This window comes from Kitasatospora sp. NPDC057198 (assembly GCF_042670125.1).
Taxonomy (GTDB): Bacteria; Actinomycetota; Actinomycetes; order Streptomycetales; family Streptomycetaceae; genus Kitasatospora.
The window spans coordinates 1-25286 of the sequence record NZ_JBHUWH010000063.1 but is presented as its reverse complement, the minus strand read 5'-3'; the positions used below and the strand labels follow the sequence as shown (position 1 = coordinate 25286).

Sequence of the window (25286 nt, the reverse complement as noted above, 5' to 3'; positions counted from 1 at the left end):
GGGGTCGGCCCCGGCCCTCGCGGGCCGCGCCGTCAGCGCCGGGCCGCGCCGGGCGGCCGGTGGTCGGGGTCGTGCACCTCGCCGACCAGTTCCTCCAGCACGTCCTCCAGGGCGACCAGGCCGAGCTGGCGCCCGTCCGGGTCGACCACGGCGGCCAGGTGGGCGGCGGCCCGGCGCATCGCGGCGAGTGCGTCGTCCAGCGGCAGGCCCGAGCGCAGCACGGTGATCGGCCGCCACAGCCGGGCCGGGATCGGCGCGGTGAGGTCGTCGGCCTCCAGCGAGTCCTTGAGGTGCAGGTAGCCGAGGACGGTGCCGTGCTCGTCGGCGACCGGGAAGCGGGAGAAGCCGGTGCGTACGGCCAGGCGCTGGATCTCCTCGCCGGTGACCTCGCGGCCGACGGTGACCAGCTGCTCGGGGTCGAGCAGCACCTCGGTGACCGGGCGGCTGCCCATCTCCAGGGCGTCCTCCAGGCGTTCGCGGCGGCTGTCGTCGAGCAGCCCGGCCTCGCCGGAGTCGGTGAGCATCAGCAGCAGCTGCTCGCTGGTGGCGACCGAGTCGACCTCGTCCTTGGGCTCGACCCGGAACAGCCGCAGCACGCCGTTGGCGAAGGCGTTCAGGAAGGCGATGAACGGGGCCAGCCAGCGGGCCAGGCGGTCCAGCGGCGGGCCGAGCCAGAGCGCGGCCTTCTCCGGCCCCGCCAGGGCGAGGTTCTTCGGCACCATCTCGCCGATCACCATGTGCAGGAAGACCACGATGCTCAGCGCGATGACGTAGCTCAGCAGGTGCATCGCCGAGTCGGGCACGCCCAGCGCGTGGAAGGCGGGCTCCAGCAGGTGCGCGATGGTGGGTTCGGCGAGCGCGCCCAGCAGCAGCGAGCAGACGGTGATGCCGAGCTGGGCGGCGGCCAGCATCGCGGAGACGTTGGACAGCGCGTGCAGCACGGTGCGGGCGCGCTTGTCGCCGGCCTCGGCGAGCGGTTCGACCTGGCTGCGGCGCACCGAGATGACGGCGAACTCGGCGCCGACGAAGAAGGCGTTGCCGAGCAGCAGGAGCAGGGAGAAGGCGAGTTGCAGGGCGCTCATCGGGTGCCGTCCCGGTCGTCGTTCCGGTCGTCGTGGACGCGCCGGACCTCGACCCGGCTGGTGCGGTGCCGGTCGACGGCGGTCACGGTCAGCTCCCAGCCGGGCAGCTGGGCGCGCTCGCCGACGGCGGGGAGCTTGCCGAGCAGGTCGGCGAGCAGGCCGCCGAGCGTCTCGTACGGGCCGTCGGGGGCGTTCAGGCCGATCTTGGCGAGCTGGTCGAGCCGGGCCCGGCCGTCGGCGTCCCAGACCGGCAGTCCGTCGCGCGGGGCGAGCGGGCGCAGGTCGGGGGTGTCGGCGGGGTCGTGCTCGTCCTGGACCTCGCCGACCACCTCCTCGACGATGTCCTCGATGGTGGCGACGCCGGCGGTGCCGCCGTACTCGTCGACCACCACGGCCATCGGTTCGCGGCCGCGCAGCAGGTCGAGCAGCCGCTCGGCGGGCATGGTCTCGGGGACCAGCAGCGGCGGGGCGCACAGGTGGCGGACCCTGGTGTGGTCGCGGCGGGCGGCGGGGACGGCGAGGGCGTCCTTGAGGGTGACGGTGCCGGTGACCTCGTCGAGGCTCTCGGCGTACACCGGGAAGCGGCTCAGCCCGGTGGCCCGGGTCAGGTTGAGCACGTCGGTGGCGGTGGCGTCCTCCTGGAGGGCGGCGACGTCGATCCGCGGGGTCATCACGGACTCGGCGGTCAGCTCGCGCAGGCCCAGGGTGCGGACGAACAGCGTCGCGGACTGCTCGTCCATGACGCCGGCCTGGAAGGAGTGCCGGGCCAGTGCGACGAGTTCGTCGGCGGTGCGGGCGTGGCCGAGCTCCTCCTGCGGTTCGACGCCGAACATCCGGACGATCCGGTCGGCGGAGCCGTTGAGGAAGGCGATCAGCGGGCGGCAGGCGGCGGAGAAGACCCGCTGCGGGCCGACCACGGCATAGGCGACCTGGATCGGGCGGGAGATCGCCCAGTTCTTCGGGACGAGCTCGCCGATCACCATCTGGATCACGGTGGCCAGCACCAGGCCGACCGCCACCGCGGTGCCGCGGGCCGCCGACTCGGGCAGGCCGACGGCGGTGAACACCGGGGTGAGCAGGACGGACAGCGCCGGTTCGGCGAGCATGCCGACCACCAGCGAGGTGATGGTGATGCCGAGTTGGGCGCCGGAGAGCTGGAAGGACAGCTGGTGCAGGGCCTTGGAGAGACTCCTGGCCCGCCGGTCGCCGGTGGCCGCGGCGCGTTCCACGGTGCCGCGGTCGGCGGTCACGAACGCGAACTCGGCGGCCACGAACAGGCCGTTGGCGAGGATGAGCAGGAGGGCCGCGAGCAGCAGGAGCCAGGCGGTGGTCATCGGGCCGCCCGCCTTCCCCGGCTGGAAACGTGCGCGGCGGCGCGGGTACTACCGGACGGATCGTCCATCGAGGGGAGGTGTCACTCCTCTGGTCGCGGGCGGAGGCGGAAAGCCCGGTACTGCGTGGGGCTTTGCCGCGGTTTTACCAGCGTAGACGATACCCGAACGCTTCTCCGGGCCTGTTCGACCCGTCCGTCCGGGGGCGTGTCAGTGCCGCTGCTCCCGGGCCCCGCCGCGCTGCTCGACCAGGTCGCGCAGGGCGCGGGCGGCGGCGATGGCCTGCTCGCGCCCGCCGCCGGGCTGGATGCCGACGGCGGCCAGCGCGGTGCCGTCCGCGAGGTCGAGCACCACCCAGGGGTCGCCGGCCCGGAAGTTCACCCGGACCACCTCGGCCCAGGACAGCCGGCGGCTGCGGACGAAGTTGACCACCGTCAGGCCCGCCTCGTCGGCGACCACCTTGGGGCGGGCCAGCATCAGGCCGACCGCGGCGAACAGCAGGCCGGAGCCGACCATCATCGCCCGGTCGTTGAACTGCCAGCTCTCCGGCAGCACGACGGCGAGCGCCGAGAACAGCACCACCATCACGGCGCCCAGCGCGTAGAGCACGACGCGGTTGCGGCGGGGTGCCCAGGTGACGGGCAGGGCGGTGGCGGCGGCGGTGGACACGGGTGGCTCCAGGGCGGGGCGGGGACCGGGGGTGGTGGTCCCCGCCCGGTGGCGGGTCGGGGTCAGATGCGGCAGGCGTGGATGTTGGTGACCAGGATGGCGCGGGCGCCGATCGCCCACAGGTCGTCCATGATCCGCTGGGCCTCCTTGCGGAGCACCATCGAGCGGACGGCCACCCAGCCCTCGGTGTGCAGCGGCGAGACGGTCGGCGACTCCAGGCCCGGGGTGAGGGCGACGGCCTCGCCGACCTTCTCGGCGCGGATGTCGTAGTCCATCAGCACGTAGCGGCGGGCCACCAGCACGCCCTGCAGGCGGCGCAGGAACTGCTCGACCGCGGCGTCCTCGCCGGCGCCCTTGGAGCGGATCACCACGGCGTCGGAGACCAGGATCGGGTCGCCGAACACCTCCAGGCCCGCGTTGCGCAGGCTGGTGCCGGTCTCCACCACGTCGGCGATCACGTCGGCGACGCCCAGGTGCACGGCGGTCTCGACCGCACCGTCCAGCTTGGTGACGGTGGCCTTGACGCCGTGCTCGGCGAGGTGCTGCTCGACCAGGCCGGTGTACGAGGTGGCGATCCGCAGGCCGTCCAGGTCGCGGACGTCGGAGATCGCGGTGCCGACCGGCTTGGCGAACCGGAAGGTCGAGCCGGCGAAGCCGAGCGCGAGCACCTCCTCGGCCTCGGAGGCCGAGTCCAGCAGCAGGTCGCGGCCGGTGATGCCGACGTCGAGGCGGCCGGAGCCGACGTAGACGGCGATGTCGCGCGGGCGCAGGAAGAAGAACTCGACCTGGTTGTCCGGGTCGACCAGGACGAGTTCCTTGGCCTCCTTGCGCTGCCGGTAGCCGGCCTCATGGAGCATCTCCGCCGCGGGACCCGAGAGCGAACCCTTGTTGGGGACGGCGATGCGGAGCATGAGAGGCGAACCCTTCGCGTTGGCGATCAATGTGGTGGGGCTGTGGCTTAGAGGTACTTGTAGACGTCTTCGAGCGTCAGCCCGCGGGCGAGCATCATCACCTGGACGTGGTAGAGGAGCTGCGAGATCTCCTCCGCCGCCTCCTCGGGCGACTGGTACTCGGCGGCCATCCAGACCTCGGCGGCCTCCTCGACGACCTTCTTGCCGATCGCGTGGACGCCCTGCTGCACGAGCTGGGCGGTGCGGGAGGTCGCGGGGTCGCCGGTGGCGGCCTTCTGCTGGAGCTCGACGAAGAGCTCCTCGAATGTCTTGGAAGCCATGATGGGCTCACCTTACGGGGTGCGGGCTGACGTACGGTAAACGGTTTCGCACCGTGGACAGTCGGATGGACGTCCGGGCTGCCTCACGCCTTGGAGACCGCGCGCAGCGCGGCGGCGGTGGCGACCGCGGCGGTGACCGCCTCGTGGCCCTTGTCCTCGGCGGAGCCGGGCAGCCCGGCCCGGTCGAGCGCCTGCTGCTCGGTGTCGCAGGTGAGCACGCCGAAGCCGACCGGGACGCCGGTGTCCACCGAGACGCTGGTCAGGCCGAGGGTGGCGCCCTGGCAGACGTAGTCGAAGTGCGGGGTGCCGCCGCGGATGACCACGCCCAGCGCCACCACCGCGTCGTAGCCCGCGTCGGCCAGCCGCCGTGCGGCGACCGGCAGCTCGAAGGTGCCGGGGACGCGGACCACGGTGGCGCCGCCGTCCACGCCGAGCTCCTCCAGGGCGCGCCGGGCGCCGTCCAGCAGTCCGTTCATCACCTGCTCGTGCCACTGCGCGGCGACCACCGCGACCCGCAGGTCGGCGGTGTTCTCCAGGCTCTCGGGGGACAGGACGGGGGCTCCGTGGCCGGCCATGGTGGTCTTCCTCTGCTCGTTCGGTGTCGGTGCGCTGGTGCGGGTGCTGGTGCTGGTGCGCTGGTGCGGGTGCTGGTGCTGGTGCGGTTACTTGCCGTCGTCGTCGAGCCACGGCAGGTCGTGGCCCATCCGGTCGCGCTTGGTGCGCAGGTAGCGCAGGTTGTGCTCGCCGGCGGCGGTGGGCAGCGGGCGGCGGGCGGCGACCTTGAGGCCGTACTCGGTGAGCGCGGTCTGCTTGGCCGGGTTGTTGCTGAGCAGGGTCAGCGAGCGCACGCCGAGGTCGGTGAGCATCTGCGCGCCGATCGAGTAGTCGCGGGCGTCGGCGGGCAGGCCCTGGTCGAGGTTGGCGTCGACGGTATCCAGGCCCTGCTCCTGGAGCTGGTAGGCGCGCAGCTTGTGGGCCAGGCCGATGCCGCGGCCCTCGTGGCCGCGCAGGTAGAGCACCACGCCGCGGCCGGCCTCGGCGACGGCGGCCAGCGAGGCGTGCAGCTGCGGGCCGCAGTCGCAGCGCAGCGAGCCGAACACGTCGCCGGTCAGGCACTCGGAGTGCAGCCGGACGAGCACGTCCTCGCCGTCCGGGATCCGGCCGTCCGCGTCCAGGCCGCCGGCCACCAGGGCCAGGTGCTCGGTGCCGTCGATCGTGCCGCGGTAGCCGACGGCGGTGAACGTGCCGTGCTCGGTGGGAAGTTGGGTGACGGCGGCGCGGTCGACGTGCAGTTCGGTGCGGCGCCGGTAGGCGATCAGGTCCTCGATCGAGATGATCGCCAGGCCGTGTTCGCGGGCGAAGGCGTGCAGTTCGGGGAGCCGGGCCATGGTGCCGTCGTCGTTGACCACCTCGGCGATGCCGCCCGCCGGGGCGAGCCCGGCGAGGCGGGCCAGGTCGACGGCAGCCTCGGTGTGGCCGGGGCGGACCAGCACGCCGCCGTCGACGGCGCGCAGCGGGAAGACGTGCCCGGGGCGGGTCAGGTCGGCCGGTTCGGTGCCGGGGGTGGCCAGCAGCTTGACGGTGCGGGCCCGGTCGGCGGCCGAGATGCCGGTGGAGACGCCGTCGCGGGCGTCCACCGAGACGGCGTAGGCGGTGCCCTTGCGGTCCTCGTTGACCCGGGTCATCGGCGGCAGCTTCAGCCGGTCGAGCTCCTCGCCGGTCATCGGCACGCAGATCACGCCGGAGGAGTACCGGACGGTGAAGGCCAGCAGTTCGGGGGTGGCGGCGCAGGCGGCGAAGACGATGTCGCCCTCGTTCTCGCGGTTCTCGTCGTCGACCACGATCACGGCACGGCCGAGCGCGATGTCGGCGATCGCGCGCTCGACCGGGTCGAGGGCCAGCGGCTCGGCGGCCAGTGGCTCGGCGGACGGCGGCCGGTCGGCGGACGGCGGCCGGTCGGCGGGCTCGGTGCTCATGCGGCGGCTCCCTTGGCGAGCGGGGCGGTGCGGGCGGTGCGGGCCTTCGTCCACCAGCCGGCCAGGCCGGCCACCACCAGGACGAAGTAGACGGTGAAGGTCAGGGCGGTGAAGGAGTAGCCGTGCTGGTAGGCGTAGGGCACGCCGATCAGGTCGACGGCCAGCCAGGCGAACCAGAACTCGACCCAGCCGCGGGCCTGGGCGTACATCGCGGCCAGCGTGCCGACGAAGATGTAGGCGTCGAACAGCGGGGCGTAGGAGAGGTCCGGCTTGGCGTGGAAGAGCGCGGCGACGGCGGCGGTGCCGGCCGCGGTGGCGCCCACCAGCACGGCCCGCTCGGTCCAGGTGGCGAAGCGGATCTCGACCTGACCGGTGTCGCGGCGGCCGCGCCGCCACTGCGTCCAGCCCCAGACCGAGGCGACCACGACGATCGCCTGCTTGCCGATCAGGCCGGGCATGTGGCTGTTCAGGAAGACGGTGATCAGCACCGCGCCGGCCAGCAGTTGGGCGGGCCAGGTCAGCACCGAGCGGCGCCAGCCGAGGACCAGGCCGGTCAGACCTATCAGGTTGCCGACCATGTCGGCGACCTTGACCTGCTCGCCGAAGGCCGTGAAGGTCAGCTCCGCGAACGAACTCACTTGGTACCCCCCAGGGTGTCGGGCAGCGCACGGGTGTCGAGCAGCCGCTCGACGTACTTGGCGAGGACGTCGACCTCGAGGTTGACGGGCTCGCCGACCTGCTTGGCCCCCAGCGTGGTGAGGGCGAGGGTGGCGGGGATCAGCGAGACGGTGAACGAGTCGAGGGCCGCCTCGACGACGGTCAGGCTCACTCCGTCCACGGTGATCGACCCCTTCTCCACCAGGTAGCGCGAGATCGGCTGCGGAAGGCTGAAACGCAGCACCTCCCAGCGCGGATTCCCGTCCGCGCCGAGGTCGCCGGGCGCGCGGGAGAGCAGCGTGCCGGTGCCGTCGACGTGCCCCTGCACCAGGTGGCCGCCGAGCCGGGCGCCGAGCGCCATCGCCCGCTCCAGGTTGACCCGGGAGCCGGGGCGCAGCACGCCGAGGCTGGAGCGCAGCAGCGTCTCGCGCATCACGTCGGCGCTGAACTCGCCGCTGCGGTCGGCTAGTTGCTCGTTGTCGTCGAGGACGGTCAGACAGACGCCGTTGACCGCGATCGAGTCGCCGTGCCGGGCGTCGGCCGTCACGACCGGTCCGCGCAGGCGGATGCGCGAGGATTCGCCGATCTCCTCGATGGAGACGACCTCGCCGAGCTCTTCGATGATGCCGGTGAACACCCGGGTTCTCCTCGCGCTTGGGGCGCGGACTCCGGGGCGGCTCATGGGAGTTGACTGCGGACGCATGCCCGACGGGGCGGACCCGGGGTGCCTGGGCTTCCTCGCCGGGGCACGGGTTCGCTGCCGTCCTGCTTCGCGCACCCCGGCCCTCGGGTGGGCCGCGGTGCTGAACACGCTTCGTCCGCCGCGCACGCCTCCCATCCGGACTTTAACCGTCGGTCCAGGAATTTCACCTGGTCAACCGGCCGCTGGCTGCGGACGGGTCGCGGACTGTAACCGCCGGTTCGGATTTTCACCGACCCCGGAGTGCGCTGAACGTCACTGGTACTGCACCCACATTGTTGCACGCGCGGGCGGTCGGGCCGCAAGGACGTCTCCTGTGGCCTGGTTCACGTCGGCGGCGCACGGTGGGAGGGAATGGTTCTCCGCACGGAGGGCTCCCGGCCGAGGAGTTGAACCGCGATGGCGATGTTCATGGACGTCCACCACGGAATGGCGGGCATCACCGCCGAGCAGTTGAAGGCCGCGCACGAGGCGGACCTCGCGGCGCAGGGCGAGGAGGGCGTGGAGTTCCGGCAGGCGTGGGCCGACCCGGACTCGGGCACCGTCTACTGCCTGTCCTCCGCCCCGTCCCGGGAGGCCGTGCAGCGCGTGCACGAGCGCACCGGGCACCCGGCGGACGAGGTGCACCCGGTGCCGCTGCACGTCTAGATAAGCGGCGGTAGCGTCGGGGCGCGTGATCTTCGACGCCCTCGCCGCGGACGCGATCCGCGAACCGGCCCGCCTGCGGGCCCTGTACGAGCAGCCGAGCGAACTGGTGCGGCGCAAGCAGGTGGACCACCTGCACGAGGCGGCGCGCCGGCTCATCGGCTGCTCCCCGCTGGTCTTCCTGGCCACCGCCGACGCCGAGGGCAACTGCGACGCCACCCCGCGCGGCGGCCCGCCCGGCTTCGTCGCGGTGCTGGACGAGCGGACCCTGGCGATCCCCGACGCCACCGGCAACCGGCGCCTGGACAGCCTGCACAACATCGCCGCCACCGGGCGGGCCGGGCTGGTCTTCCTCGTCCCCGGCCGGGCCGCCACCCTGCGGGTCAACGGGCGGGCCTGCGTCAGCGAGGACCCGGAGCTGCTGGCGCGGCTGACGCCGGTGGGCAAGCCGCCGCGCACCGCGATCGTGGTGGCCGCGGACGAGGTGTACCAGCACTGCCCGAAGGCGCTGCTGCGCGCCTCCGCCTGGCGGCCCGAGCAGTGGCCGCCCGCCGACGCGGCGCCCAGCTCGGCCGAGATCACCCTCTCCCACGTGGGAGACCCGGCGCTGACCCTGGAGCAGGTGGCGGCCGCCGAGGAGGAGTCGCTGCGGCTGCGCTACGAGTGAGCGGGGCGGACCCGGGGCGGGGCTCCGGTGCGGGCTGGTGCATGCTGGGGGGCGGGGCCGCCGCATAGGCGGAACTTTGGGGGGCCATAGCTCCGGCTTATGACGACATAAGCCGGAGCCCCGTACCGGGCGCGGGCGCCGGCCGGAAGGCTGAGCGGTACGCGCCCCGAGTCGAACAGGAGTACCTGCCCATGCCCCGCCCCGTCCGGGTGGCCATCGTCGGTTCCGGCCCCGCCGGGATCTACGCCGCCGACGCGCTGCTGAAGTCCGAACTGGCCGCCGCCCCCGGCGTCTCCATCGACCTGATCGAGCGCCTGCCCGCCCCCTTCGGCCTGATCCGCTACGGCGTCGCCCCCGACCACCCCCGGATCAAGGGCATCATCACCGCCCTGCACCAGGTCCTCGACAAGCCCCAGGTCCGCCTGCTCGGCAACGTCGACTACCCCGGCGACCTCTCGCTCGACGAACTGCACCGCTTCTACGACGCCCTGGTCTTCGCCACCGGCGCCGAGGCCGACCGCGACCTCAGCATCCCCGGCATCGAGCTGGACGGCTCGTACGGCGCCGCCGACTTCGTCTCCTGGTACGACGGCCACCCCGAGGTGCCGCGGACCTGGCCGCTGGAGGCCGAGCAGGTCGCCGTCCTCGGCGTCGGCAACGTCGCGCTCGACGTGGCCCGCGTCCTCGCCAAGACCGCGGACGAGCTGCTGCCCACCGAGATCCCGCCGAACGTGTACCAGGGCCTGGCCGCGAACCGGGCCGTCGAGGTGCACGTGTTCGGGCGGCGCGGGCCCGCGCAGGCCAAGTTCTCCCCGATGGAGCTGCGCGAGCTCGACCACTCCCCCACCATCGAGGTGGTCGTCGACCCCGAGGACATCGACTACGACGACGCCTCGATCGCCACCCGGCGCGCCAACAAGCAGGCCGACATGGTCGCCTCCACCCTGGAGAACTGGGCGATCCGCGACGTCGGCGACCGGCCGCACCGGATCCACCTGCACTTCTTCGAGAACCCGGTCGAGGTGCTCGGCGAGGACGGCCGCGTCGTCGCGCTGCGCACCGAGCGCACCGCGCTCGACGGCACCGGCAACACGGTCGGCACCGGCACCTACCGCGAGTGGCCCGTCCAGGCGGTCTACCGGGCGGTCGGCTACCGCTCCGACGAACTGCCCAAGCTGCCCTTCGACGCCCTCACCTCGACCGTCCCGCACCAGGCCGGCCGCGTCCAGGAGAACGGCGCCCACCTGCCCTCCGTCTACGTCACCGGCTGGGTCAAGCGCGGACCCGTCGGCCTGATCGGCCACACCAAGGGCGACGCCAACGAGACCGTCGCCTGCCTGGTCGCCGACCACGGGGCGGGCCTGCTCCGCGAGGCGGCCGAGCCGTCCGAGGACGCGGTCGTCGACTTCCTGCGCGGCCGCGGCGTCGACTTCACCACCTGGGAGGGGTGGCACCACCTGGACGCCCACGAGAAGGCCCTCGGCGCGGCCGAGGGCCGCGAGCGGGTGAAGGTCGTCGAGCGGGTGGGGATGCTGGACGCCTCGCGCAGCGAGAGGTCCGCGGAGCGCAACAACCTGCGCTGACGCGGGTGGACGCACAGCAGGATCGCGGGGCAGGCAATCACTTACGCTGTCCCGCGATCCTGCCGGCGTGCTCCTGCCGTTGCGCGCAATTCCCCGCGCCCCTGGTTTCGCTTCACATCGCGACGGTCGCTCCGGCGGCCTCCACCACGACGGGGTCGTGGGTGGCGACCAGGGCCGCGCAGTCGCGCTGCTGCGCGGTGGTGGCGATGAGGGCGGTGAGGGCGGCGGCCTGGGTGCGGTCGACGGCGGCGGTGGGTTCGTCGATCAGCAGGAGGTCGGGTTCGAGGAACAGGGCGCGGGCCAGGGCGGTGCGCTGGCGTTCGCCGCCGGAGAGCCGGTCGGCGCGGTGGTGCAGGCGGTGGGCGAGGCCGACTTCGGCGAGGGCGCTCTCCGCCGCGGCGCGCAGCCGCCTGGCGGGGCGGCCGGCCACCGAGGCGGCGGCGAGGAGTTGTTCGACGGCGGTGAGGCCGCCGAGCAGGTTGCCGCTCTGGAACACGTAGCCGATACGTTCGCGGCGGACCCGGGCCCGTTCGGCGTCGGTGAGCGCGGCGAGGTCCGTCCCGCCGAGCAGGACCCGGCCCTCGTCGGGGCGCAGCAGGGCGCCTGCGACGGCGAGCAGGGTGGACTTGCCGGAGCCGGAGGGGCCGACCAGGGCGGTCAGGACGCCGGGCGCGCAGGTGGCGTCGACGGCGCGCAGGACGGGGGTGCGGGCGTCGCCGCGGCCGAGCGAGACGCTCACGCCGTGCAGGTTCAGTGCGGTCATCGTGCGGCCCCGAGCATGGTCATCGGGTCGGCCTCGGCGACCCGGCGGAGGGTGAGCGCGGCCCCGGCGAGGGCGGCGAGGGCGACGGTGCCCATGGTGGCGGCGAGGGACGACCCCGGGAGGCTGAACGGGACTTCGGTGCCGACCAGGAGTCCGACGGCCGAGGCGAGGGCGGCGCCGGCCAGGGTGCCGCCGAGGACGACCGCGGCGGCCTGGGCCAGGGTGTGGCCGAGCAGGCGGCGGCGGGAGGCGCCCATCGCGCGCAGCAGGGCGAGTTCGGGTTGGCGCTGCACCGTCCAGACGCCGAAGAAGGCGCCGACCACCAGCGGGGCGATCAGGTAGAGGAAGAACTGGATGGAGGTCATGGTGACGCGTTCGCCGGTGTAGCCGGGGGCGGCCGCGTACGCCGCGTCGAGGGTGATCGTACGGGTGCCGAACTGCCGGTCGGCGGTGGCGAGTTCGGCTCCGCCGGTGGTGCGCAGGGCGATCGCGCCGTACTGCTGCGGGAGTTCGGCGGCGGGGGCCTGCGCGCCCGGGGTGGTGAAGCGGATGCGCTGCCAGGTGGCGGTGGTGACGTACCCGGCGGGGACGTGTCCGTAGGAGGAGCGGGCGGTGATGCCGGTGACCTCCAGGGCGATGCCGAGGCGGTCGACGGTGAGGGTGTCACCGATCCGGACGCCCTCGTCGGCGAGCTTGCGGGAGATCACCAACTGGTCGTCGCCGCGGAGGGGTTGTCCGTCCTCGGCGCCGGGGTCGAGGAAGGAGCCGGGTTCGACGCCGAACGCGGCGAGGTCGACCTCGGTGTGCCGGTCGGTGGTGCCGCGGGTGATGGAGACGCCGAGCGGGGTGGCCTGGACGCCGGGCCGCTCCCGCCAGCGGTCGAGGGTCTCGGCGGGGACGAGGCTGCGGGCGAACTGGTCGGACTCGGCGTCCGGGGAGAACGCCAGGTGGGAGGCGGGCAGGCGGCGCAGGGCGGAGACCGTGTCGTCGCCGAGGCCGGTGGTGAAGCCGGAGACGATCCCGACCAGGGCGGCGACCAGCAGGACGACGCAGCCCATGAGCAGGAATCGGCCGCGGGCGGCCTTGAGTTCGAGCAGGGCGAGGTACACCGTGCTCCTTCCATGATGGGGACGATGTGTCCTCAACATAGGGCATGGCGACGCCCCGTCCCCAAATCGGGGTGCCCGCGGCGGCCCCGGCGCCTCCTAGACTGGGCGGGTGCCGAAGATCAGTGCCGCCACCGTCGCCGACCACCGCGCCCAACAGCACCGGGCGCTGATCGCGGCCGCCCGGGAACTGCTGGAGTCCGAGGGCGACGCCGCCGCCGTGACCTTCACCGCCGTCGCCCGGCGCACCGGCCTGGCCCGCAACAGCGTCTACAAGTACTTCCCCGACCGGTCGGCGCTGCTGGCCGCCGTGGTGCACGAGTCCACCCCGGTGTGGACGGAGCGGATCACCGCCGCGATGGCCGCCGCCGACGGCCCCGAGCAGCAGGTCGCCGCGTACGTGCGCGCCCAGTGCGAGCTGGTGCGCGACGGCGAGCACCGGATCGCCCGCGCGCTGGCCGGCGACCGGGACGCGGCGGCGCTGCGCGAGGCCGCCGGGGAGGCCCACCGCAAGCTGCTGTCGCCGCTGGTCAGCGCCCTGTCCGAGCTCGGCGACCGGACGCCGCTGCGCACCGCGCAACTGCTCCAGGGCCTGGTGAACGCGGCCGTCACCGCCCTGGAGTCCGGCGCCCCGTTCCGGCCGACCACCGAGCGGGCCGCCGCGCTGGCGGTGGCCTCGCTGGCGGCCCTGGAGGGCTAACCCTCCGCCAGCCCTCCGCCAGCCCTCCGCCAGCCCCCCGCTGGCCCTCCGCTAGCCCTCCGCGCCGGCGCGCTGCCGGTCGTAGTGCCGGGCGACCCGGGCGCGGTTGCCGCAGGAGGTCTTGCACCACTCCTGGCGGCCGTGGGCCTTGACGAAGTAGCGGACGCAGCGCGGCGCCTGACAGGCCCTCAGCTGTTCGCGCTGCGGCCCGGCCAGGAACTCGATCACCGCGCGGGCCAGGGCGGCAAGCAGCCGGGCCCGGGGGTCGGCAGTCGAGGAAAGCGGGCGGACCAGGGCCGGGGCGCCCGGGTCCGCGGCCCAGTCCAGCCGCGGGACGACCGGGTCGAGCGCGGCGGCGGCGTTCAGCCGGGCCAGCGCCTCGTCGGCGGGCATCAGCCGGTGCGCGTCGGCCCGGCTGGCCGGGCCGGGGCTGACCGCGCGGGCGAACAGGGCGCGGGCGGCGCGGCGCAGCGCGACCACCTCGGCGTGCAACTCAGAATCCAGGGAGGGGAGTTCGGCCGGGCCGGTGAAGTGCTCGGCGTGCTCGGCCAGCCAGGCGGCCGCGCCGGCGGGCTCCGCCAGGTCGTCCAGCACGCCGCCGTTGCCGTCGTGGCGGATGGTGCCCACCAACTCCAGTGCGGGCCAGCGCTGTTGCGTGCCGCCGTCGTTCACCGTGCCGTCCTCTCCTCGTCCGTGCCGTCCGTGCCGTCCGTGCGCATTCTCCCTTGCCGGGCGGTTCACCCCTAGCCTAGAGTCCCTAACGCCAAAGCGAAAGCCAACCATTAGGCAAGACGGCGAAGGAGCCCCCGTGACCCTGCTGCTGGCCCAGATCAGCGACCTCCACCTCGACGGCACCGAGCGCGCCACCGAACGCGCCGAACGCACCGTGCGCCACCTGCGCGGCCTGGCCCGGCCCGTCGACGCGCTGCTGGTCACCGGCGACATCGCCGACCACGGCGCCGAGGACGAGTACCGGGAGGCGGCCGCACTCCTCGCCGGCCTCCCCTTCCCCGTCCTGCACTGCCCCGGCAACCACGACCGCCGCCCCGCCTACCGCGCGGCCCTGCTCGGCGAAGCCCCGGACACCACCCCGGTCAACCGGGCGCACCTGGTCGGCGGCACCGCGATCCTGATGATCGACTCGACCGTCCCCGGCCGGGACGAGGGCCTGCTGGAGCCCGGCACGCTCGCCTGGATCGACCGCACCCTCACCGAACTCCCGCCCGGCACCCCCGCATTGCTCGCCTTCCACCAGCCGCCGGTGTTCCTGCACCACCCGATGCCCGACGCGTACACCCTCCAGCACCCCGAGGACCTCGCCGCCCTGCTCGACACCCACCCCGAGGTGGTCGCCGTCCTCACCGGCCACGCCCACACCGCCGCCGCCTCGACCTTCGCCGGACGGCCGCTGATCGTCGGCCCCGCCATCACCTGGACACTGCAACTCCCCTGGGAGACCGAGGACTTCATCGGCCGCGACCAGCCGCCCGCGCTCGCCTACCACGTCCTGGACGAACAGCGCCGACTCACCACGCACTACCGCGTCGTGCTCTGACCCCGCCCCGGAGCCCCCGCCATGGCCACCCCCCGCACCGTCGCCGGGTTCCTGCTCGCCCTGCTCCCGCTGATCGCCACCCCCGGCGCGAGCCTGGCCCTGCTGCTCCGGCAGATCACCGAACACGGCCGCCGCCGCGCACTGCCCGTCATCCTCGGCACCGTCACCGGCCTGGTCGTCCACGCCGCCCTCGCCCTCGCCGGGCTGGCCGGCCTCACCGCGCACCACCCCGGCGCCCTCACCGCCGTCCGCCTCGCCGGCGGGGCCTACCTGATCGGCCTCGCCGCCTGGACCTGGCGCTCCGCCGGACGCGCCCCGACCCGCCGCCCGCGACACGACAGCCCCGCCTTCGTCCAGGCCCTGCTGGCCAACGTCCTCAACCCGAAGGCCGCCTCCATCTACCTCACCCTCGTCCCGCAGTTCCTCGACGCCACCCGCCCGCTGCCCGCCCAGATCCTCACCCTCGCCGCCGCCCACGCCGCCCTCCTCGCCACCTGGCTGCTCGGCTGGACCACCCTGCTCGCCCGCACCACCCCCCGCCCCCGCCCCTGGACCACCCGCGCCACCGCCACCGCCCTACTCGCCCTCGGCCTGCACGCCCTGGCCTGAACAGGCGGCAGCCCACCGCACGGAACGGGACGGGAGGAGACGGAGGGGGACGGGAGGGGACGGACCGCGCTCCGGCTCTGGCGGGAGCCCGACCCGCCGGACTGCCCGAGCCTGCCGCAGGCGGCTCTCGGGTCGGTAGCGGCACCTGCCCAACCGTCCGAGCCCGCCGCAGGCGATCTCAGGCCAGCACCGGCAACGGCTCCCGTTCGACCTGAACCCGCTGAGCGCCAAGCCCGCCGCAGGCGGCTCTCAACTCGGCACCGGCACCGGCAACGGCTCGGCCGTCCCGGCCCGCCGCAGGCGGCTTTCTCACACCGGCACCGGCTCCAGTTCGGCTCGGCCTGCCGCGTCCGAGAGTTTGATCAGGATCGCGGTGAGCAGCCAGTTCGCGGTGAGCGAGGAGCCTCCTGCGGCGAGGTAGGGGAGGGCCTTGCCGGTGAGGGGGATGAGGCCGGTGACGCCTCCGACGACGACGAAGACCTGGAGGGCGATGGTGGTGGCGAGGCCGGTGGCGAGGAGTTTGCCGAAGGGGTCGGTGAGCGAGAGGGCGGTGCGCAGGGCGCGTTCGAAGAGGAGGGCGTAGAGCAGCAGGACGGCCATCGAGCCGGCCAGGCCGAGTTCCTCGCCGATGGTGGTGAAGATGAAGTCGCTGCGCCCGGCGAAGCCGATCAGGAAGGGGCGGCCCTGGCCGAGGCCGGTGCCGAGGATGCCGCCGGAGCCGAGGCCGAACAGGGCCTGGGCGGGCTGGTCGGAGATCAGGGCCGGGTCGTGGACGGGTCGGTAGATGTCGAGGGGGTGCAGCCAGGCTTCGACCCGGCCGTGCACGTGGGGTTCGAGGTCGCCGACGACGGTCGCGCCGGCGGCGGCCATCAGCAGGCCGATGACCACCCAGCCGGTGCGTTCGGTGGCGGTGTAGAGCATCACCACGAAGACGCCGAAGAAGATCAGCGAGGTGCCGAGGTCGCGTTCGAAGACCAGGACCAGCAGGCTGACCACCCAGATCGCCAGCACCGGGCCGAGGTTGCGGCCGCGCGGCAGGCGCAGGCCCCAGACCCGGCGGCCGGTGAGGGCGAGGGCGTCCCGGTTGGCGGTGAGGTAGCCGGCGAAGAAGACGGCGATGGCGACCTTGACGAACTCGTCCGGTTCGAAGGAGAGCCCGCCGAGGCGGATCCAGCGTTTGGCGCCGAGGGTGTCGCCGGGGAAGAACGCGGGTGCGGCGAGCAGGGCCAGGGCGACCGCCATGGTCAGGTAGACGTACTTCTGGAGCAGCCGGTGGTGCCGGAGGGCGACCAGCACGGCGACGGCCAGCAGGGCGGCGATCACCGTCCAGCGCACCTGGGCGGGCGCGGCAGGGAGCTTCTGCCAGTCGCCCTTCGCGGCGTGCCAGAGCGCGTACGAGTGGTCGAGGCGGTCGAGCAGGGCGAGTCCGAAGCCGGTGAGGAGGACCGCGAGCGGCAGGATCAGCGGGTCCGCGTAGGGGGCGGCGCGGCGGACGGCGAGGTGGAGCAGCAGGGCGAGCGCGCCGAGGCCGGTGCCGTACGGGAGCAGGCCGGGCGGGAGGGTGTCGCGCAGGGCGAGGCTCGCGCTGGTCCAGGCGGCGAGGCAGACCGCCACCGCGAGGACCAGCAGGAAGAGTTCGCGGTTGCGGCGGCGGGCGGCGAGGCGCCGGCCGGTGCTGCGCGGGGCGGTTTCCACCCGGGCTCCCCCACTCGGTAGATTCTACAGCGGTGTAGACGTCGGAGTCGGGCCCGCGGTTCGCGCCCGCTCCCCGCGACGACGCCCGGGTGCCCCGCCCGGGTTCCACCGCGCCCGCCCGAAGGAGGCCCACCCGGCATGAGCACCCACCCCGCGGCCGTCGCGCCCTGGCACTGGTCGGCGCTGGCCGACACCTGGACCTTCGAACCGGCGGTCGCCGCCCTGTCCGCCGCGCTCGCGGCCGGCTACCTGCTGGGCGCGCGCCGCCACCGTACGGGCGGGAGCGGCCGCTGGCCCTGGTACCGCACCGCGGCGTTCCTGGGCGGGCTGGCGGTCTGGGTGTGGACCACCTGCTCGGGCCTGGGCGTGTACGAGCGGGTGCTGTTCACCGACCGGGCGGTGCAGTTGGTGCTGCTGCTGATGCTGGTCCCGATGCTGCTGGCGCTCGGCGCGCCGGTCTCGTTGCTGGCCGCCGCGCTGCCGGGGGCGGGCCGGGAGCGGCTGCGCGCCGCGCTGTCGGGCCGGGTCTCGCGGGTGCTGATGTTCCCGCTGGTGTCGACCGTGCTGCTGGTCGCGCCGCCCTGGCTGCTGTACTTCACGCCCTGGTACGCGCACACCCTGACCAGCCCGCTCTGGAACACCGGGTTCCACCTGGTGCTGGTGCTGCTGGGCCTGCTCTACTTCTGGCCGCGCCTGCAGCTGGACCCGGTCGCACGCGAGTACCCGCTGCTGATCGGCGTGGTGATCACCTTCGTCGAGGTGGTCTTCGACGCGGCCCTGGCGCTCGTCCTGCTGTACGGCGGCCACGTGGTCGCCGAGCCGTACTACGCGGAGCTGGGCCGCACCTGGGGGCCGACGCTCGCCCGGGACCAGTTCGTCGGCGGCAACGCGATCTGGATCCTCGGCGACCTGGTCGGCCTGCCCTTCCTGTGCGCGCTGGTCCGGCGGCTGGTCGTGACCGGGCGCGCCGAGACGGCGGCGGTGGACGCGGCCCTGGACGCGGCGGAGGAGGCGCGGGCGGCGCGGGCGCAGGAGCGGGCACAGGCGGCGCCGGTCGCAAACGGGGCGGGCGCGGACGGGGTGGCCGCGCCCGTCGGGGACCGGCCGTGGTGGCTGGACGATCCCAACCTGCGGCACCGCTACGGCGGCTGAGCGGAACGGAGGCGCGGGTCACAGCGGATCGCGCCGCGCCGGGGAATGCGCCTGCGGGCCCCCGGGTTGCACCGGACGTACGGTTGGATACCCAGGGGGGTATCAACGAGAGAGGTTCGACGACATGGCGAACGGCATCACCGCCACGCTGACCGGCATCCCCTTCGCGGAGGCCGCCGACCGGGTCCGCACCGCCCTGGCCGGGCAGGGCTTCGGCGTCCTCACCGAGATCGACATGACGGCCACCCTGCGCGCCAAACTCGGCGTCGAACTGGAGGACTACCTCGTCCTCGGCGCCTGCAACCCCCCGATCGCCCACCGCGCCCTGGAGGCCGACCGCCGGATCGGCCTGCTGCTGCCCTGCAACGTGGTGCTGCGCGCCGTCCCCGACGGCGTCCTGGTCGAGGCGATGGACCCACAGCTGATGGTGCGGTTCACCGGACGGCCCGAACTCGCCGAGGTCGCGGACGAGGCGGCCGTCCGCCTGCGCGCGGCGCTCGCCTCGCTGGACGACTGAGCGGCCGGGCAGCCGGCCGACTGAGCGACCGGGCGGCCGGGCGACCGGTCCGCCGAACACCCGAACCCCGGGGCGCCCCTGCACGGCAGGACGCCCCGGGCGCCGCACGCCTTCTTCAATACCCCCAGGGGTATTATTTCGTTCCCTTGCGCTTGGAGAGAGACCAGTGAACCGCCCCACCCCCACCCGGCCGGCCCCGGCCGCCACCGCGCCGCCCACCGCGCCGCCCACCGCGGCGGCCCCGCCCCGCCCGGGGCTGCTGGGCCGCCTCGGCGTGTGGTCCGTGCACCACTTCAAGGCCGTGCTGGCCGGCTGGCTGCTGCTGGTGGTCGGCCTGGGCGCGTTCGCCCCGCAGGTCACCTCCGCGCTGTCCGGCGCGGGCTGGCAGGCCAGCGGCTCCGAGTCGGTGCGGGTCCGCACGCTCGCCGAGGAGCACTTCGCGGGCAACGCCTCGTCCGCGATCCAGATCGTGGTGGCCGCGGACCGCCCGGTCACCGAGCCCGCCGTCCAGCAGACCATCGCCGAGGCCGGCAAGATCGCCGCCGCCGACGCCCGGATCTCCACCGTCGTGGCGCCGCAGCCCGGCGCCACCATCAGCCAGGACGGCCGCACCGCCGTCCTGCTGGCCGGCGCCGGCGCCTCCCCCGACGACATGGTCCGCGCCGCCGACGACCTGAAGGGGCCGCTCGACTCCCTCTCCACCGACGGGATCAGCGTCCACGCCACCGGCGCCTCCGTGCTGTGGAGCGACTTCAACACCGCCAACCACGACGCGATGATGAAGTCCGAGATCATGTCCTGGCCGGTCACCCTGGCCGTCCTGGTGCTGGCCTTCGGCTCGCTGGTCGCCGCGGGCCTGCCCCTGCTGCTCACCATGGCCGGCCTGGCCGCCTCGGCCGGCTCCCTGGTGCTGATCAGCCACCTGTTCCCGGTCTCGATCTGGGCGATGAACTTCGCGATGATGTTCGCGCTCGCCCTCGGCATCGACTACGCCCTGTTCCTGGTGGTGCGCTTCCGCGCCGCCCGGGCCGCCGGGAAGAGCGGCCCGCAGGCCGTCGCGGAGACCATGGACACCGCGGGCAAGGCCGTCCTGCTCTCCGGCGCGACCGTGCTGGTCAGCCTGTCCGCCGTGATGCTCGTCCCCTCCCCCGCGTTCCGCTCGATGGCCGGCGGCATCATGCTGGCCGTGCTGTTCGTCCTGGCCGCGACCCTCACCCTGCTCCCCGCCGTCCTCGGCAGGCTCGGCCACCGGGTCGACTCCCTCGCCCTGCCCTGGGCCAAGCGGCGGCAGCAGCAGACCTCCCCGCGCTTCGCCGCCTGGGGCGAGCGCCTGTGGAAGCACCCGCTGCGCTGGGGCGCCCTCGCCCTGGCGGTGCTGGTCGCGCTGGCCGCGCCGGTGGTCGGGCTGCGCACCGCGATGCCCTCGATCGCCGTGCTGCCCGCCGACGCCGACGCCCGGGCCGGCTACACCGCCGTCCAGCAGGCGTTCGGTCCGGGCGCACCCGGCACCCTGCAGATCCTCACCCCCGCCGACCGGGCCGACGCCACCGCCCGGGTAGTCGCGGCGGACCCCGGCATCGCCGGCGTCATGCCCGCCCAGAACGCCGCGGACGGCTCCGGCTGGTCGATGATCCAGGCCGTCCCCACCGTCGACCCCTCCAGCCCCGACCTGTCCGGCACCGTCCACTCCCTGCGCGACTCGCTCCCCGCCGACGCCCTGGTCGGCGGCGCCGCGGTGGAGAACCTCGACCTCCAGCACCTGCTGACCGAGAAGACCCCGCTGGTGATCGGCGTGGTGATGGCGCTCGGCTTCGTCCTGCTGCTGGTCGCGCTGCGCGCCCCGCTGATCGCCGCGCTCGGCACCGTCGCCGGCCTGCTGTCCACCGGCGCCGCGTTCGGCGTGGCCCGACTGGTCTTCCAGGACGGCCACGGCGCCGGACTGCTCGGCTTCAAGTCCCAGGGGTTCCTGGACGGCTGGGCGCCGGTGTTCTTCTTCGCGATGATCTTCGCGATCGCGATGGACTACACCGTCTTCCTGCTCGCCTCCGCCAAGGAGCACTACGAACGCACCGGCGATCCGAAGGAGGCCATGGTCGGCGCGCTGGCCCACTCCGGCCGGGTGATCTTCGCGGCGGCCGGCGTCATGGTCGCGGTGTTCTTCACCTTCGCCGTCTCCGGACCGCTGCCGCCCAAGGAGATGGGCATCGTGCTGGGCGTCGCCGTGCTGCTGGACGCCGCACTCGTCCGGCTGGTGCTGCTGCCCATCGTCCTCCGCCTCACCGGGCGCGCCGCCTGGCACACTCCCCGGTGGCTGGACCGCGTCCTGCCCCGGATCCCGTTCTCGCACTCCTGAGCTCCCCGTCCCTCCACCGAAAGGAACCACCACCATGTGTCGTCGAACCACCTGCAAGTCCTGCGGCAAGCCCGGTTTCGCCGGGTGCGGCATGCACGTCGAACAGGTCCTGGCCGGCGTCCCGAAGTCGCAGCGCTGCTCGTGCGCGGCGGACGCGAAGGCGGCGAAGGCCGCGAAGGCGGGCGGGGACGCCGGGTCCTGGCTCTCCCGGCTGTGGCGCCGGAACTGACGCAGCGTGGGCACTGTCCGGGGCGGCTGGCAGGATGGCCGCTCCGGACCGCACCCGGCAACCGATCGACCGCACCCGGCAACCGACCGACCGACGAGGACGCATGAGCGAGCGCACCGCACCCGCCACCGACCACGCCGCCCTGGTGGCCCTGCTGCGCGAGACCCTGGCGCGGCACGGCGACGCGGAGCAGCTGTGGATGTGCTCGGTCCCGCCGGGGGCCGCTCCCGGGACGGTCGACCCGCAGGCGCCGGGGCCGGTCGCGGCACTGCTGGAGCTGACCGACGGGCCGTACTTCAACGGCTCCTCCCGGCTGTTCGAGAGCGACCACCTGGTGTGGCGGCAGGACGTCCGGGAGAACCTGGTCGGCGCGGCCCTCCCCGGCGGGGGCACCCTCGCGGACGCCTCGCACTTCTACTACTTCGGCGAGGTGCACGACAATCCGCTGCTGTACGACCGCACCGACGGCAGCGTGTGGCGGGTGCCCGAGGAGGGCTTCGTCTGGTACACGGGCTGCCGCCTGGAGCGGATCGCCGACGGCTTCGGGGAGTTCTTCACCGAGTGGGTGGTCTCCCCGCGCTACCTCGAGCTGGTCCAGGGCACCTCCGACGAGCCGGACGACTGGTACCGGCTGCTGCGGCTGGCCGGGCTGGCCTGACGAGCGGCCCCCTCGGCCGCCCGCCGGCCCCTGGCACGGGGGCGGTTCAGCCTGCGCCGAGCAGGGCGGGGAGTTCGGTGAGGGAGCGCACCCGGGGGACGTCGGCGGGCGGCGCGGTACCGGGGCCGGGGCCGGCCGGTGCGCGGTCGAGCCAGACGCCGAACAGTCCGGCGGCGGTGGCGGCGCGGGCGTCCAGGTCGAGGCGGTCGCCGACGTACGCGGTGCGTTCGGGGGCGGTGCCGAGGGCGCGGCAGGCGAGGTGGAAGATCTCCGGGTCGGGCTTGGCGCGGCCCGCCTCGCCGGAGGCGGTGGTGTGCGGGGCGAGGGCGGCGAGGCCGATGGCGCGCAGCTTGGCGCGCTGGATGCCGCCCTCGCCGTTGGTGATCACGCCGAGCCGCCGCCCGGCGCCCAACTCCTCTATCGCGTCCGGAACTTCGGGGTAGGCCCGCCAGGACTCGCGGTAGCGCCGCAGGTAGCCGGCGAACCAGTCGTCGGCGCGTTCGGCGGACCACCGGCCGAGGCCGAGGTGCGCGGCCAGTGCGACCGCCCGGGTGCGGCGCTGCTCCTGGACGGTCAACTCGCCCGCCAGGTAGCGGTCGTACTCGGTGCGCTCGATCCGCCGCCAGAACCGCAGCACCGCGTCCCGGTCGAACTCCGGTGCAGCCGGGGCGGTTCCGCCGTCGAGGGCGCGCCCGGACAGCTCCGCCGCGACCCCGGCCAGGACGGCCGCCTCGGCCGCCGCGTCGTGGTCCATCAGCGTGCCGTCGAGGTCGAAGAGCACCGTGTCGATCACCATCGCCCCAGCCTATGCGGCGCCGTCCCGCTCGATCTCCAGCAGGACGCCGACCAGGTGTCCGGGGCCGGCCAGGTGGGCGGGGTGGGCCTCGGCGCGGGCGGCGACCGGGCGCCAGTGGCCGCCGGGGGCGGGGGCGAAGTCCAGGGCCCAGAGTTCGCGGCCGGTGTCGGCGCGGTGCAGGTGCAGGGTGCCCTCGGCGGTGCGGGTGAGCCAGCGGGCGGTGCGCAGGCCGGCCCGGTAGCGGTGCCACTGCGCGTCGGACCAGCGCAGGTCCGGGACGGGGTGGGGGCGCGGCAGGCTCATCGGGGCGAGGCCGTCGGGGGCGGGGCGCAGCGGCGGCGGGAACGTCCAGCCGGGCAGCGGTTCGCGGGCGGCCAGCCAGTGGGCGGGGATGCCCGCGGTGCCGGTGCGGGCGGCGACCACGCCGCCGGTGATCGCGGCGACCGTGTCGACGTCGCCGCCCGCGGCGATCGCGGCCCACACGGCGGCCGGGTAGTCGGTGAGCCGGTGCGCGGCGCACCACAGCGCGTACGGGACGGTGTCGGCGGCGCTGGTGCGGCTGCCGTTGCCGAGCACGGCGGCCGCCGCGCGCGGGTCGGTGCGGTCGGTGAGCCCGGCCGCCTCGGTCAGGCCGCGGCGGACGGCGCCGGACGGGGTGAGGGCGGCGATGTCCCGCAAGTAGCCTGCGGGCGTGGTGGGTTCGGTGCGGGCCCGGACGGCGAGGGCGGCGGCGACGGCGACCGCGATCGCGCCGTCCACGGCCTGCGGGTGGGTGTGCGTGGTGACGGCGGTGTCGGCGGCCGGGCGGACGGCGGCGGCCGGGTCGGCGGCGTGCGCGGCGCCGAGCGGGGCCACCCGCATGGCCGCTCCGTTGCCGAACGAGCCCTGGCCGTCGAAGAGTTCGGCGGCCAGGCGGCGGGCGTCGCCGCCCTCCCGGATCAGCCGGAGCATCCGGTTGGCGGCCGGGCCGTAGCCGCGGTCGAAGTCGTGCCGGCGGGCGAAGGCGTGGGTGAGGTCGAAGGTGTCGATCGTGCCGCGCTCGTACTGGGCGGCGTACACCGAGCAGGCCATCTCGGTGTCGTCGGTCCACGGCCACGGGCCGGGCGGTTCGGTGCGGGCGTCGAGGTGGGTGCGGGCGGTGGCGGGGACGAAGAACTGGGCGCCGAGCGCGTCGCCGACGGACAGGCCCTGGAGGGCGTCGAGGGCGGGCCCGCTGTGCGGAGTGGAGTCGGTCATGTGCGCCCCATCGGAGCGCGTGCGCGGGGCGGGTGTCAAGCCCTGGGTGGTCTGGGACGATCGGGCGGTGCGGTCGTCGCACCCGAAAGGTGGTTCCCCGTGGTCGGTGCGGTGCTGGTCGTCGTCCTGGTGCTGGTGCTCGGCGGCTGCGGCTGTGTGGTGTGGGCCGGGCGCGGCGGCCCCGGCTGGGTGCGGGGCGTCGCCCGGGTCACGCTGGCCGCGGGAGAGCTGGTGCGCCGGGCGGAGCGCGACCGGCGGCGGCGCGGCGTCTCCGGCTCGCGCGACAGCAGCGGGGAGTGACGGTTCGTCAGCCGGTCAGGCCGAGGGGGTCGGGGGCTTCGGCGAGCAGCTCGGGCCCGTTCGTGGAGACCCGGTTGACGGTGGTCGGGACGGCCCGGACCGAGAGGTCGCCGTCGGCGGGGCGGTGCAGCAAGTCGTGCAGGTCGGCGCGGTCGGTGTTCGCCGGGTCGAGCCAGTCGGCCAGTTCCTCCCGGGTGACCAGCATCGGCATCCGGTCGTGGACCCGCCCCGCCCGGTCGGTGGCGTCGGTGGTGAGGATCGTCGCGGTGGCCAGCCAGGCCGCCGGGTCGTCCTCCGGGACGCTCGCGTCCCGCCAGAACTCGTACAGCCCGGCCATCAGCATGACCTCGCCGGTGGAGAGGAAGTACGGCTGCTTGTACGCCTTGCGGCCGTCGGCGGCGGGCACCGGGCGCCACTCGTAGTACCCGTCGGCGGGGATCACGCAGCGCCGTTTGGCGAACGCCCGGCGGAACGAGGGCTTCTGGTCGGCGGTCTCCGAGCGGGCGTTGATCAGCCGGGCCGCGCCGGAGCGGTCCTTCGCCCAGGACGGCACCAGGCCCCAGCGCAGCACCCGCAGTTGGCGGGCCACCTCGCCGGTGTCGGCGTCCACCCGTTCCAGCACCGCGTTGACCGGGGCGGTCGGGGCGACGTTCCAGCTCGGCGCCAGGGCCTCGGTCGGATCCCAGTCGGTGACGCCGAGCAGGGAGACCAGCTCGGCGGGAGGGGTGGTGGAGACGAAACGGCCGCACATGCGTCCCAGCCTGCCACCGACCCCCGACAACCGCACGCGCCGACACCCGCCGACAGCCACCGACACCCGGCGACCGCACGCGCCGGCAGCCGGTGGCGGCGGGGTTTCAGGAGTAGAAGTTGCGCTCCCAGCGGTGCCCGGCCAGCACCTTCAGCTGCTCCTCGGTCAGCGGCACCCCGTCGCCGACCGCCGCGTTGCGCTCGACGTTGCGCACCGAGCGCATGCCCGGGATGACGGTGGACACCGCGGGCGCGCTGAGCACGAACCGCAGGGCGGTCTCGGCGAGTTGGTCGTCGGAGATGCCCAGGTCCGCGGTGAGTGCGGC

At 74.4% G+C, this 25286-nt stretch carries 29 protein-coding genes and 1 riboswitch; of the genes, 12 read left to right on the top strand and 17 right to left on the bottom strand.

Features of this window, described 5'->3' with window-relative positions; genetic code table 11:
* Nucleotides 1-32: 32 nt before the first annotated feature.
* From ACFUEL_RS10785 to ACFUEL_RS10745, 9 genes are all read right to left on the bottom strand, one after another.
* Nucleotides 33-1082: a hemolysin family protein gene (locus tag ACFUEL_RS10785; protein WP_380235740.1), complete on the bottom strand. Its 1050-nt coding sequence runs from the start codon at nucleotides 1080-1082 to the stop codon at nucleotides 33-35.
* The gene (locus ACFUEL_RS10780) at nucleotides 1079-2416 is read right to left on the bottom strand and encodes a hemolysin family protein (protein WP_380235739.1); all 1338 of its coding nucleotides are present in this window, start codon (nucleotides 2414-2416) and stop codon (nucleotides 1079-1081) included. Before ACFUEL_RS10780 ends, ACFUEL_RS10785 begins: the two co-directional genes overlap by 4 nt.
* A 207-nt stretch (nucleotides 2417-2623) precedes the next feature.
* Nucleotides 2624-3082, bottom strand: coding sequence for a PH domain-containing protein (locus ACFUEL_RS10775; RefSeq protein ID WP_380235738.1), 459 nt, complete (start codon nucleotides 3080-3082; stop codon nucleotides 2624-2626).
* Nucleotides 3083-3144: 62 nt separating this feature from the next.
* The gene (hisG, locus tag ACFUEL_RS10770; protein ID WP_380235737.1) at nucleotides 3145-3993 is read right to left on the bottom strand and encodes an ATP phosphoribosyltransferase; all 849 of its coding nucleotides are present in this window, start codon (nucleotides 3991-3993) and stop codon (nucleotides 3145-3147) included.
* Nucleotides 3994-4040: 47 nt separating this feature from the next.
* Nucleotides 4041-4313, bottom strand: coding sequence for a phosphoribosyl-ATP diphosphatase (locus tag ACFUEL_RS10765; RefSeq protein WP_344551563.1), 273 nt, complete (start codon nucleotides 4311-4313; stop codon nucleotides 4041-4043).
* A gap of 83 nt (nucleotides 4314-4396) precedes the next feature.
* Entirely contained in the window at nucleotides 4397-4888 is a 492-nt protein-coding gene (ribH, locus tag ACFUEL_RS10760) for a 6,7-dimethyl-8-ribityllumazine synthase (protein ID WP_380235736.1), read from the bottom strand.
* 87 nt (nucleotides 4889-4975) lie between these two features.
* A complete protein-coding gene (locus ACFUEL_RS10755) occupies nucleotides 4976-6289 on the bottom strand; it encodes a bifunctional 3,4-dihydroxy-2-butanone-4-phosphate synthase/GTP cyclohydrolase II (RefSeq protein WP_380235735.1) in 1314 nt (437 codons plus the stop codon).
* Nucleotides 6286-6867, bottom strand: coding sequence for a nicotinamide riboside transporter PnuC (locus ACFUEL_RS10750; RefSeq protein WP_380235742.1), 582 nt, complete (start codon nucleotides 6865-6867; stop codon nucleotides 6286-6288). Before ACFUEL_RS10750 ends, ACFUEL_RS10755 begins: the two co-directional genes overlap by 4 nt.
* Nucleotides 6868-6923: 56 nt before the next feature.
* A complete protein-coding gene (locus tag ACFUEL_RS10745) occupies nucleotides 6924-7583 on the bottom strand; it encodes a riboflavin synthase (protein WP_380235734.1) in 660 nt (219 codons plus the stop codon).
* Between the two features lie 185 nt (nucleotides 7584-7768).
* Nucleotides 7769-7896, bottom strand: a riboswitch (FMN riboswitch).
* 149 nt (nucleotides 7897-8045) lie between these two features.
* Here ACFUEL_RS10745 and ACFUEL_RS10740 point away from each other — a divergent pair.
* The 3 genes from ACFUEL_RS10740 (at nucleotide 8046) to ACFUEL_RS10730 (ending at nucleotide 10541) form a co-directional block, all read left to right on the top strand.
* A complete protein-coding gene (locus ACFUEL_RS10740) occupies nucleotides 8046-8294 on the top strand; it encodes an SCO4226 family nickel-binding protein (RefSeq protein WP_380235732.1) in 249 nt (82 codons plus the stop codon).
* A 25-nt stretch (nucleotides 8295-8319) separates the two neighbouring features.
* Complete coding sequence (locus ACFUEL_RS10735) at nucleotides 8320-8958, top strand: MSMEG_1061 family FMN-dependent PPOX-type flavoprotein (RefSeq protein WP_380235730.1); 639 nt, start codon at nucleotides 8320-8322, stop codon at nucleotides 8956-8958.
* A gap of 191 nt (nucleotides 8959-9149) precedes the next feature.
* Nucleotides 9150-10541 carry an FAD-dependent oxidoreductase gene (locus ACFUEL_RS10730; protein ID WP_380235729.1) on the top strand — a complete coding sequence of 464 codons (1392 nt, stop codon included), beginning with the start codon at nucleotides 9150-9152 and terminating at the stop codon, nucleotides 10539-10541.
* A 112-nt stretch (nucleotides 10542-10653) separates the two neighbouring features.
* Here ACFUEL_RS10730 and ACFUEL_RS10725 read toward each other — a convergent pair whose 3' ends face one another.
* Nucleotides 10654-11304 (bottom strand): ABC transporter ATP-binding protein, encoded by a 651-nt coding sequence (locus ACFUEL_RS10725; RefSeq protein WP_380235728.1) that lies wholly within the window; start codon nucleotides 11302-11304, stop codon nucleotides 10654-10656.
* Nucleotides 11301-12413 carry an ABC transporter permease gene (locus ACFUEL_RS10720; protein WP_380235727.1) on the bottom strand — a complete coding sequence of 371 codons (1113 nt, stop codon included), beginning with the start codon at nucleotides 12411-12413 and terminating at the stop codon, nucleotides 11301-11303. The genes ACFUEL_RS10725 and ACFUEL_RS10720 overlap by 4 nt, the downstream gene beginning before the upstream one ends.
* A gap of 109 nt (nucleotides 12414-12522) precedes the next feature.
* Between ACFUEL_RS10720 and ACFUEL_RS10715 the strand changes: the two genes are divergently transcribed.
* Nucleotides 12523-13110, top strand: coding sequence for a TetR/AcrR family transcriptional regulator (locus ACFUEL_RS10715; protein ID WP_380235726.1), 588 nt, complete (start codon nucleotides 12523-12525; stop codon nucleotides 13108-13110).
* Between the two features lie 51 nt (nucleotides 13111-13161).
* Here ACFUEL_RS10715 and ACFUEL_RS10710 read toward each other — a convergent pair whose 3' ends face one another.
* Nucleotides 13162-13782: a CGNR zinc finger domain-containing protein gene (locus tag ACFUEL_RS10710; protein ID WP_380235725.1), complete on the bottom strand. Its 621-nt coding sequence runs from the start codon at nucleotides 13780-13782 to the stop codon at nucleotides 13162-13164.
* A 142-nt stretch (nucleotides 13783-13924) separates the two neighbouring features.
* Between ACFUEL_RS10710 and ACFUEL_RS10705 the strand changes: the two genes are divergently transcribed.
* Both ACFUEL_RS10705 and ACFUEL_RS10700 read left to right on the top strand, forming a co-directional pair.
* Nucleotides 13925-14665, top strand: coding sequence for a metallophosphoesterase (locus ACFUEL_RS10705; protein WP_380235741.1), 741 nt, complete (start codon nucleotides 13925-13927; stop codon nucleotides 14663-14665).
* 21 nt (nucleotides 14666-14686) lie between these two features.
* Complete coding sequence (locus ACFUEL_RS10700) at nucleotides 14687-15274, top strand: LysE family translocator (protein ID WP_380235724.1); 588 nt, start codon at nucleotides 14687-14689, stop codon at nucleotides 15272-15274.
* A 309-nt stretch (nucleotides 15275-15583) separates the two neighbouring features.
* Here the strand turns inward: ACFUEL_RS10700 and ACFUEL_RS10695 are convergent, their stop codons facing one another.
* A complete protein-coding gene (locus ACFUEL_RS10695) occupies nucleotides 15584-16969 on the bottom strand; it encodes an FtsW/RodA/SpoVE family cell cycle protein (RefSeq protein ID WP_380235723.1) in 1386 nt (461 codons plus the stop codon).
* 138 nt (nucleotides 16970-17107) lie between these two features.
* On the opposite strand from ACFUEL_RS10695, the gene ACFUEL_RS10690 reads away from it, so the two are divergent.
* The 5 genes from ACFUEL_RS10690 to ACFUEL_RS10670 all read left to right on the top strand — a co-directional run bounded on the left by ACFUEL_RS10690 (nucleotide 17108) and on the right by ACFUEL_RS10670 (nucleotide 21878).
* Entirely contained in the window at nucleotides 17108-18121 is a 1014-nt protein-coding gene (locus ACFUEL_RS10690) for a cytochrome c oxidase assembly protein (protein WP_380235722.1), read from the top strand.
* Between the two features lie 124 nt (nucleotides 18122-18245).
* On the top strand, nucleotides 18246-18638 hold the full coding sequence (locus tag ACFUEL_RS10685; protein ID WP_380235721.1) for a DUF302 domain-containing protein: 393 nt from the start codon (nucleotides 18246-18248) through the stop codon (nucleotides 18636-18638).
* A 166-nt stretch (nucleotides 18639-18804) separates the two neighbouring features.
* Nucleotides 18805-20991 (top strand): MMPL family transporter, encoded by a 2187-nt coding sequence (locus ACFUEL_RS10680; RefSeq protein WP_380235719.1) that lies wholly within the window; start codon nucleotides 18805-18807, stop codon nucleotides 20989-20991.
* A gap of 34 nt (nucleotides 20992-21025) precedes the next feature.
* Complete coding sequence (locus tag ACFUEL_RS10675; RefSeq protein WP_380235718.1) at nucleotides 21026-21220, top strand: hypothetical protein; 195 nt, start codon at nucleotides 21026-21028, stop codon at nucleotides 21218-21220.
* 103 nt (nucleotides 21221-21323) lie between these two features.
* Entirely contained in the window at nucleotides 21324-21878 is a 555-nt protein-coding gene (locus tag ACFUEL_RS10670) for a hypothetical protein (RefSeq protein ID WP_380235717.1), read from the top strand.
* A gap of 46 nt (nucleotides 21879-21924) precedes the next feature.
* On the opposite strand, the gene ACFUEL_RS10665 is transcribed toward ACFUEL_RS10670, so the two are convergent.
* Together ACFUEL_RS10665 and ACFUEL_RS10660 are read right to left on the bottom strand one after the other, a co-directional pair.
* Nucleotides 21925-22674, bottom strand: coding sequence for an HAD family hydrolase (locus ACFUEL_RS10665; protein ID WP_380235716.1), 750 nt, complete (start codon nucleotides 22672-22674; stop codon nucleotides 21925-21927).
* Nucleotides 22675-22683: 9 nt separating this feature from the next.
* On the bottom strand, nucleotides 22684-23910 hold the full coding sequence (locus ACFUEL_RS10660) for an ADP-ribosylglycohydrolase family protein (protein ID WP_380235715.1): 1227 nt from the start codon (nucleotides 23908-23910) through the stop codon (nucleotides 22684-22686).
* Nucleotides 23911-24009: 99 nt separating this feature from the next.
* Between ACFUEL_RS10660 and ACFUEL_RS10655 the strand changes: the two genes are divergently transcribed.
* Nucleotides 24010-24210, top strand: a complete 201-nt coding sequence (locus ACFUEL_RS10655) for a hypothetical protein (protein ID WP_380235714.1) — start codon at nucleotides 24010-24012, stop codon at nucleotides 24208-24210.
* 7 nt (nucleotides 24211-24217) lie between these two features.
* Here the strand turns inward: ACFUEL_RS10655 and ACFUEL_RS10650 are convergent, their stop codons facing one another.
* Together ACFUEL_RS10650 and ACFUEL_RS10645 are read right to left on the bottom strand one after the other, a co-directional pair.
* Nucleotides 24218-24961 carry an SOS response-associated peptidase gene (locus tag ACFUEL_RS10650; protein WP_380235713.1) on the bottom strand — a complete coding sequence of 248 codons (744 nt, stop codon included), beginning with the start codon at nucleotides 24959-24961 and terminating at the stop codon, nucleotides 24218-24220.
* Nucleotides 24962-25067: 106 nt separating this feature from the next.
* The coding region (locus ACFUEL_RS10645) for an aldo/keto reductase (RefSeq protein WP_380235712.1) at nucleotides 25068-25286 on the bottom strand (219 nt) is incomplete at its 5' end.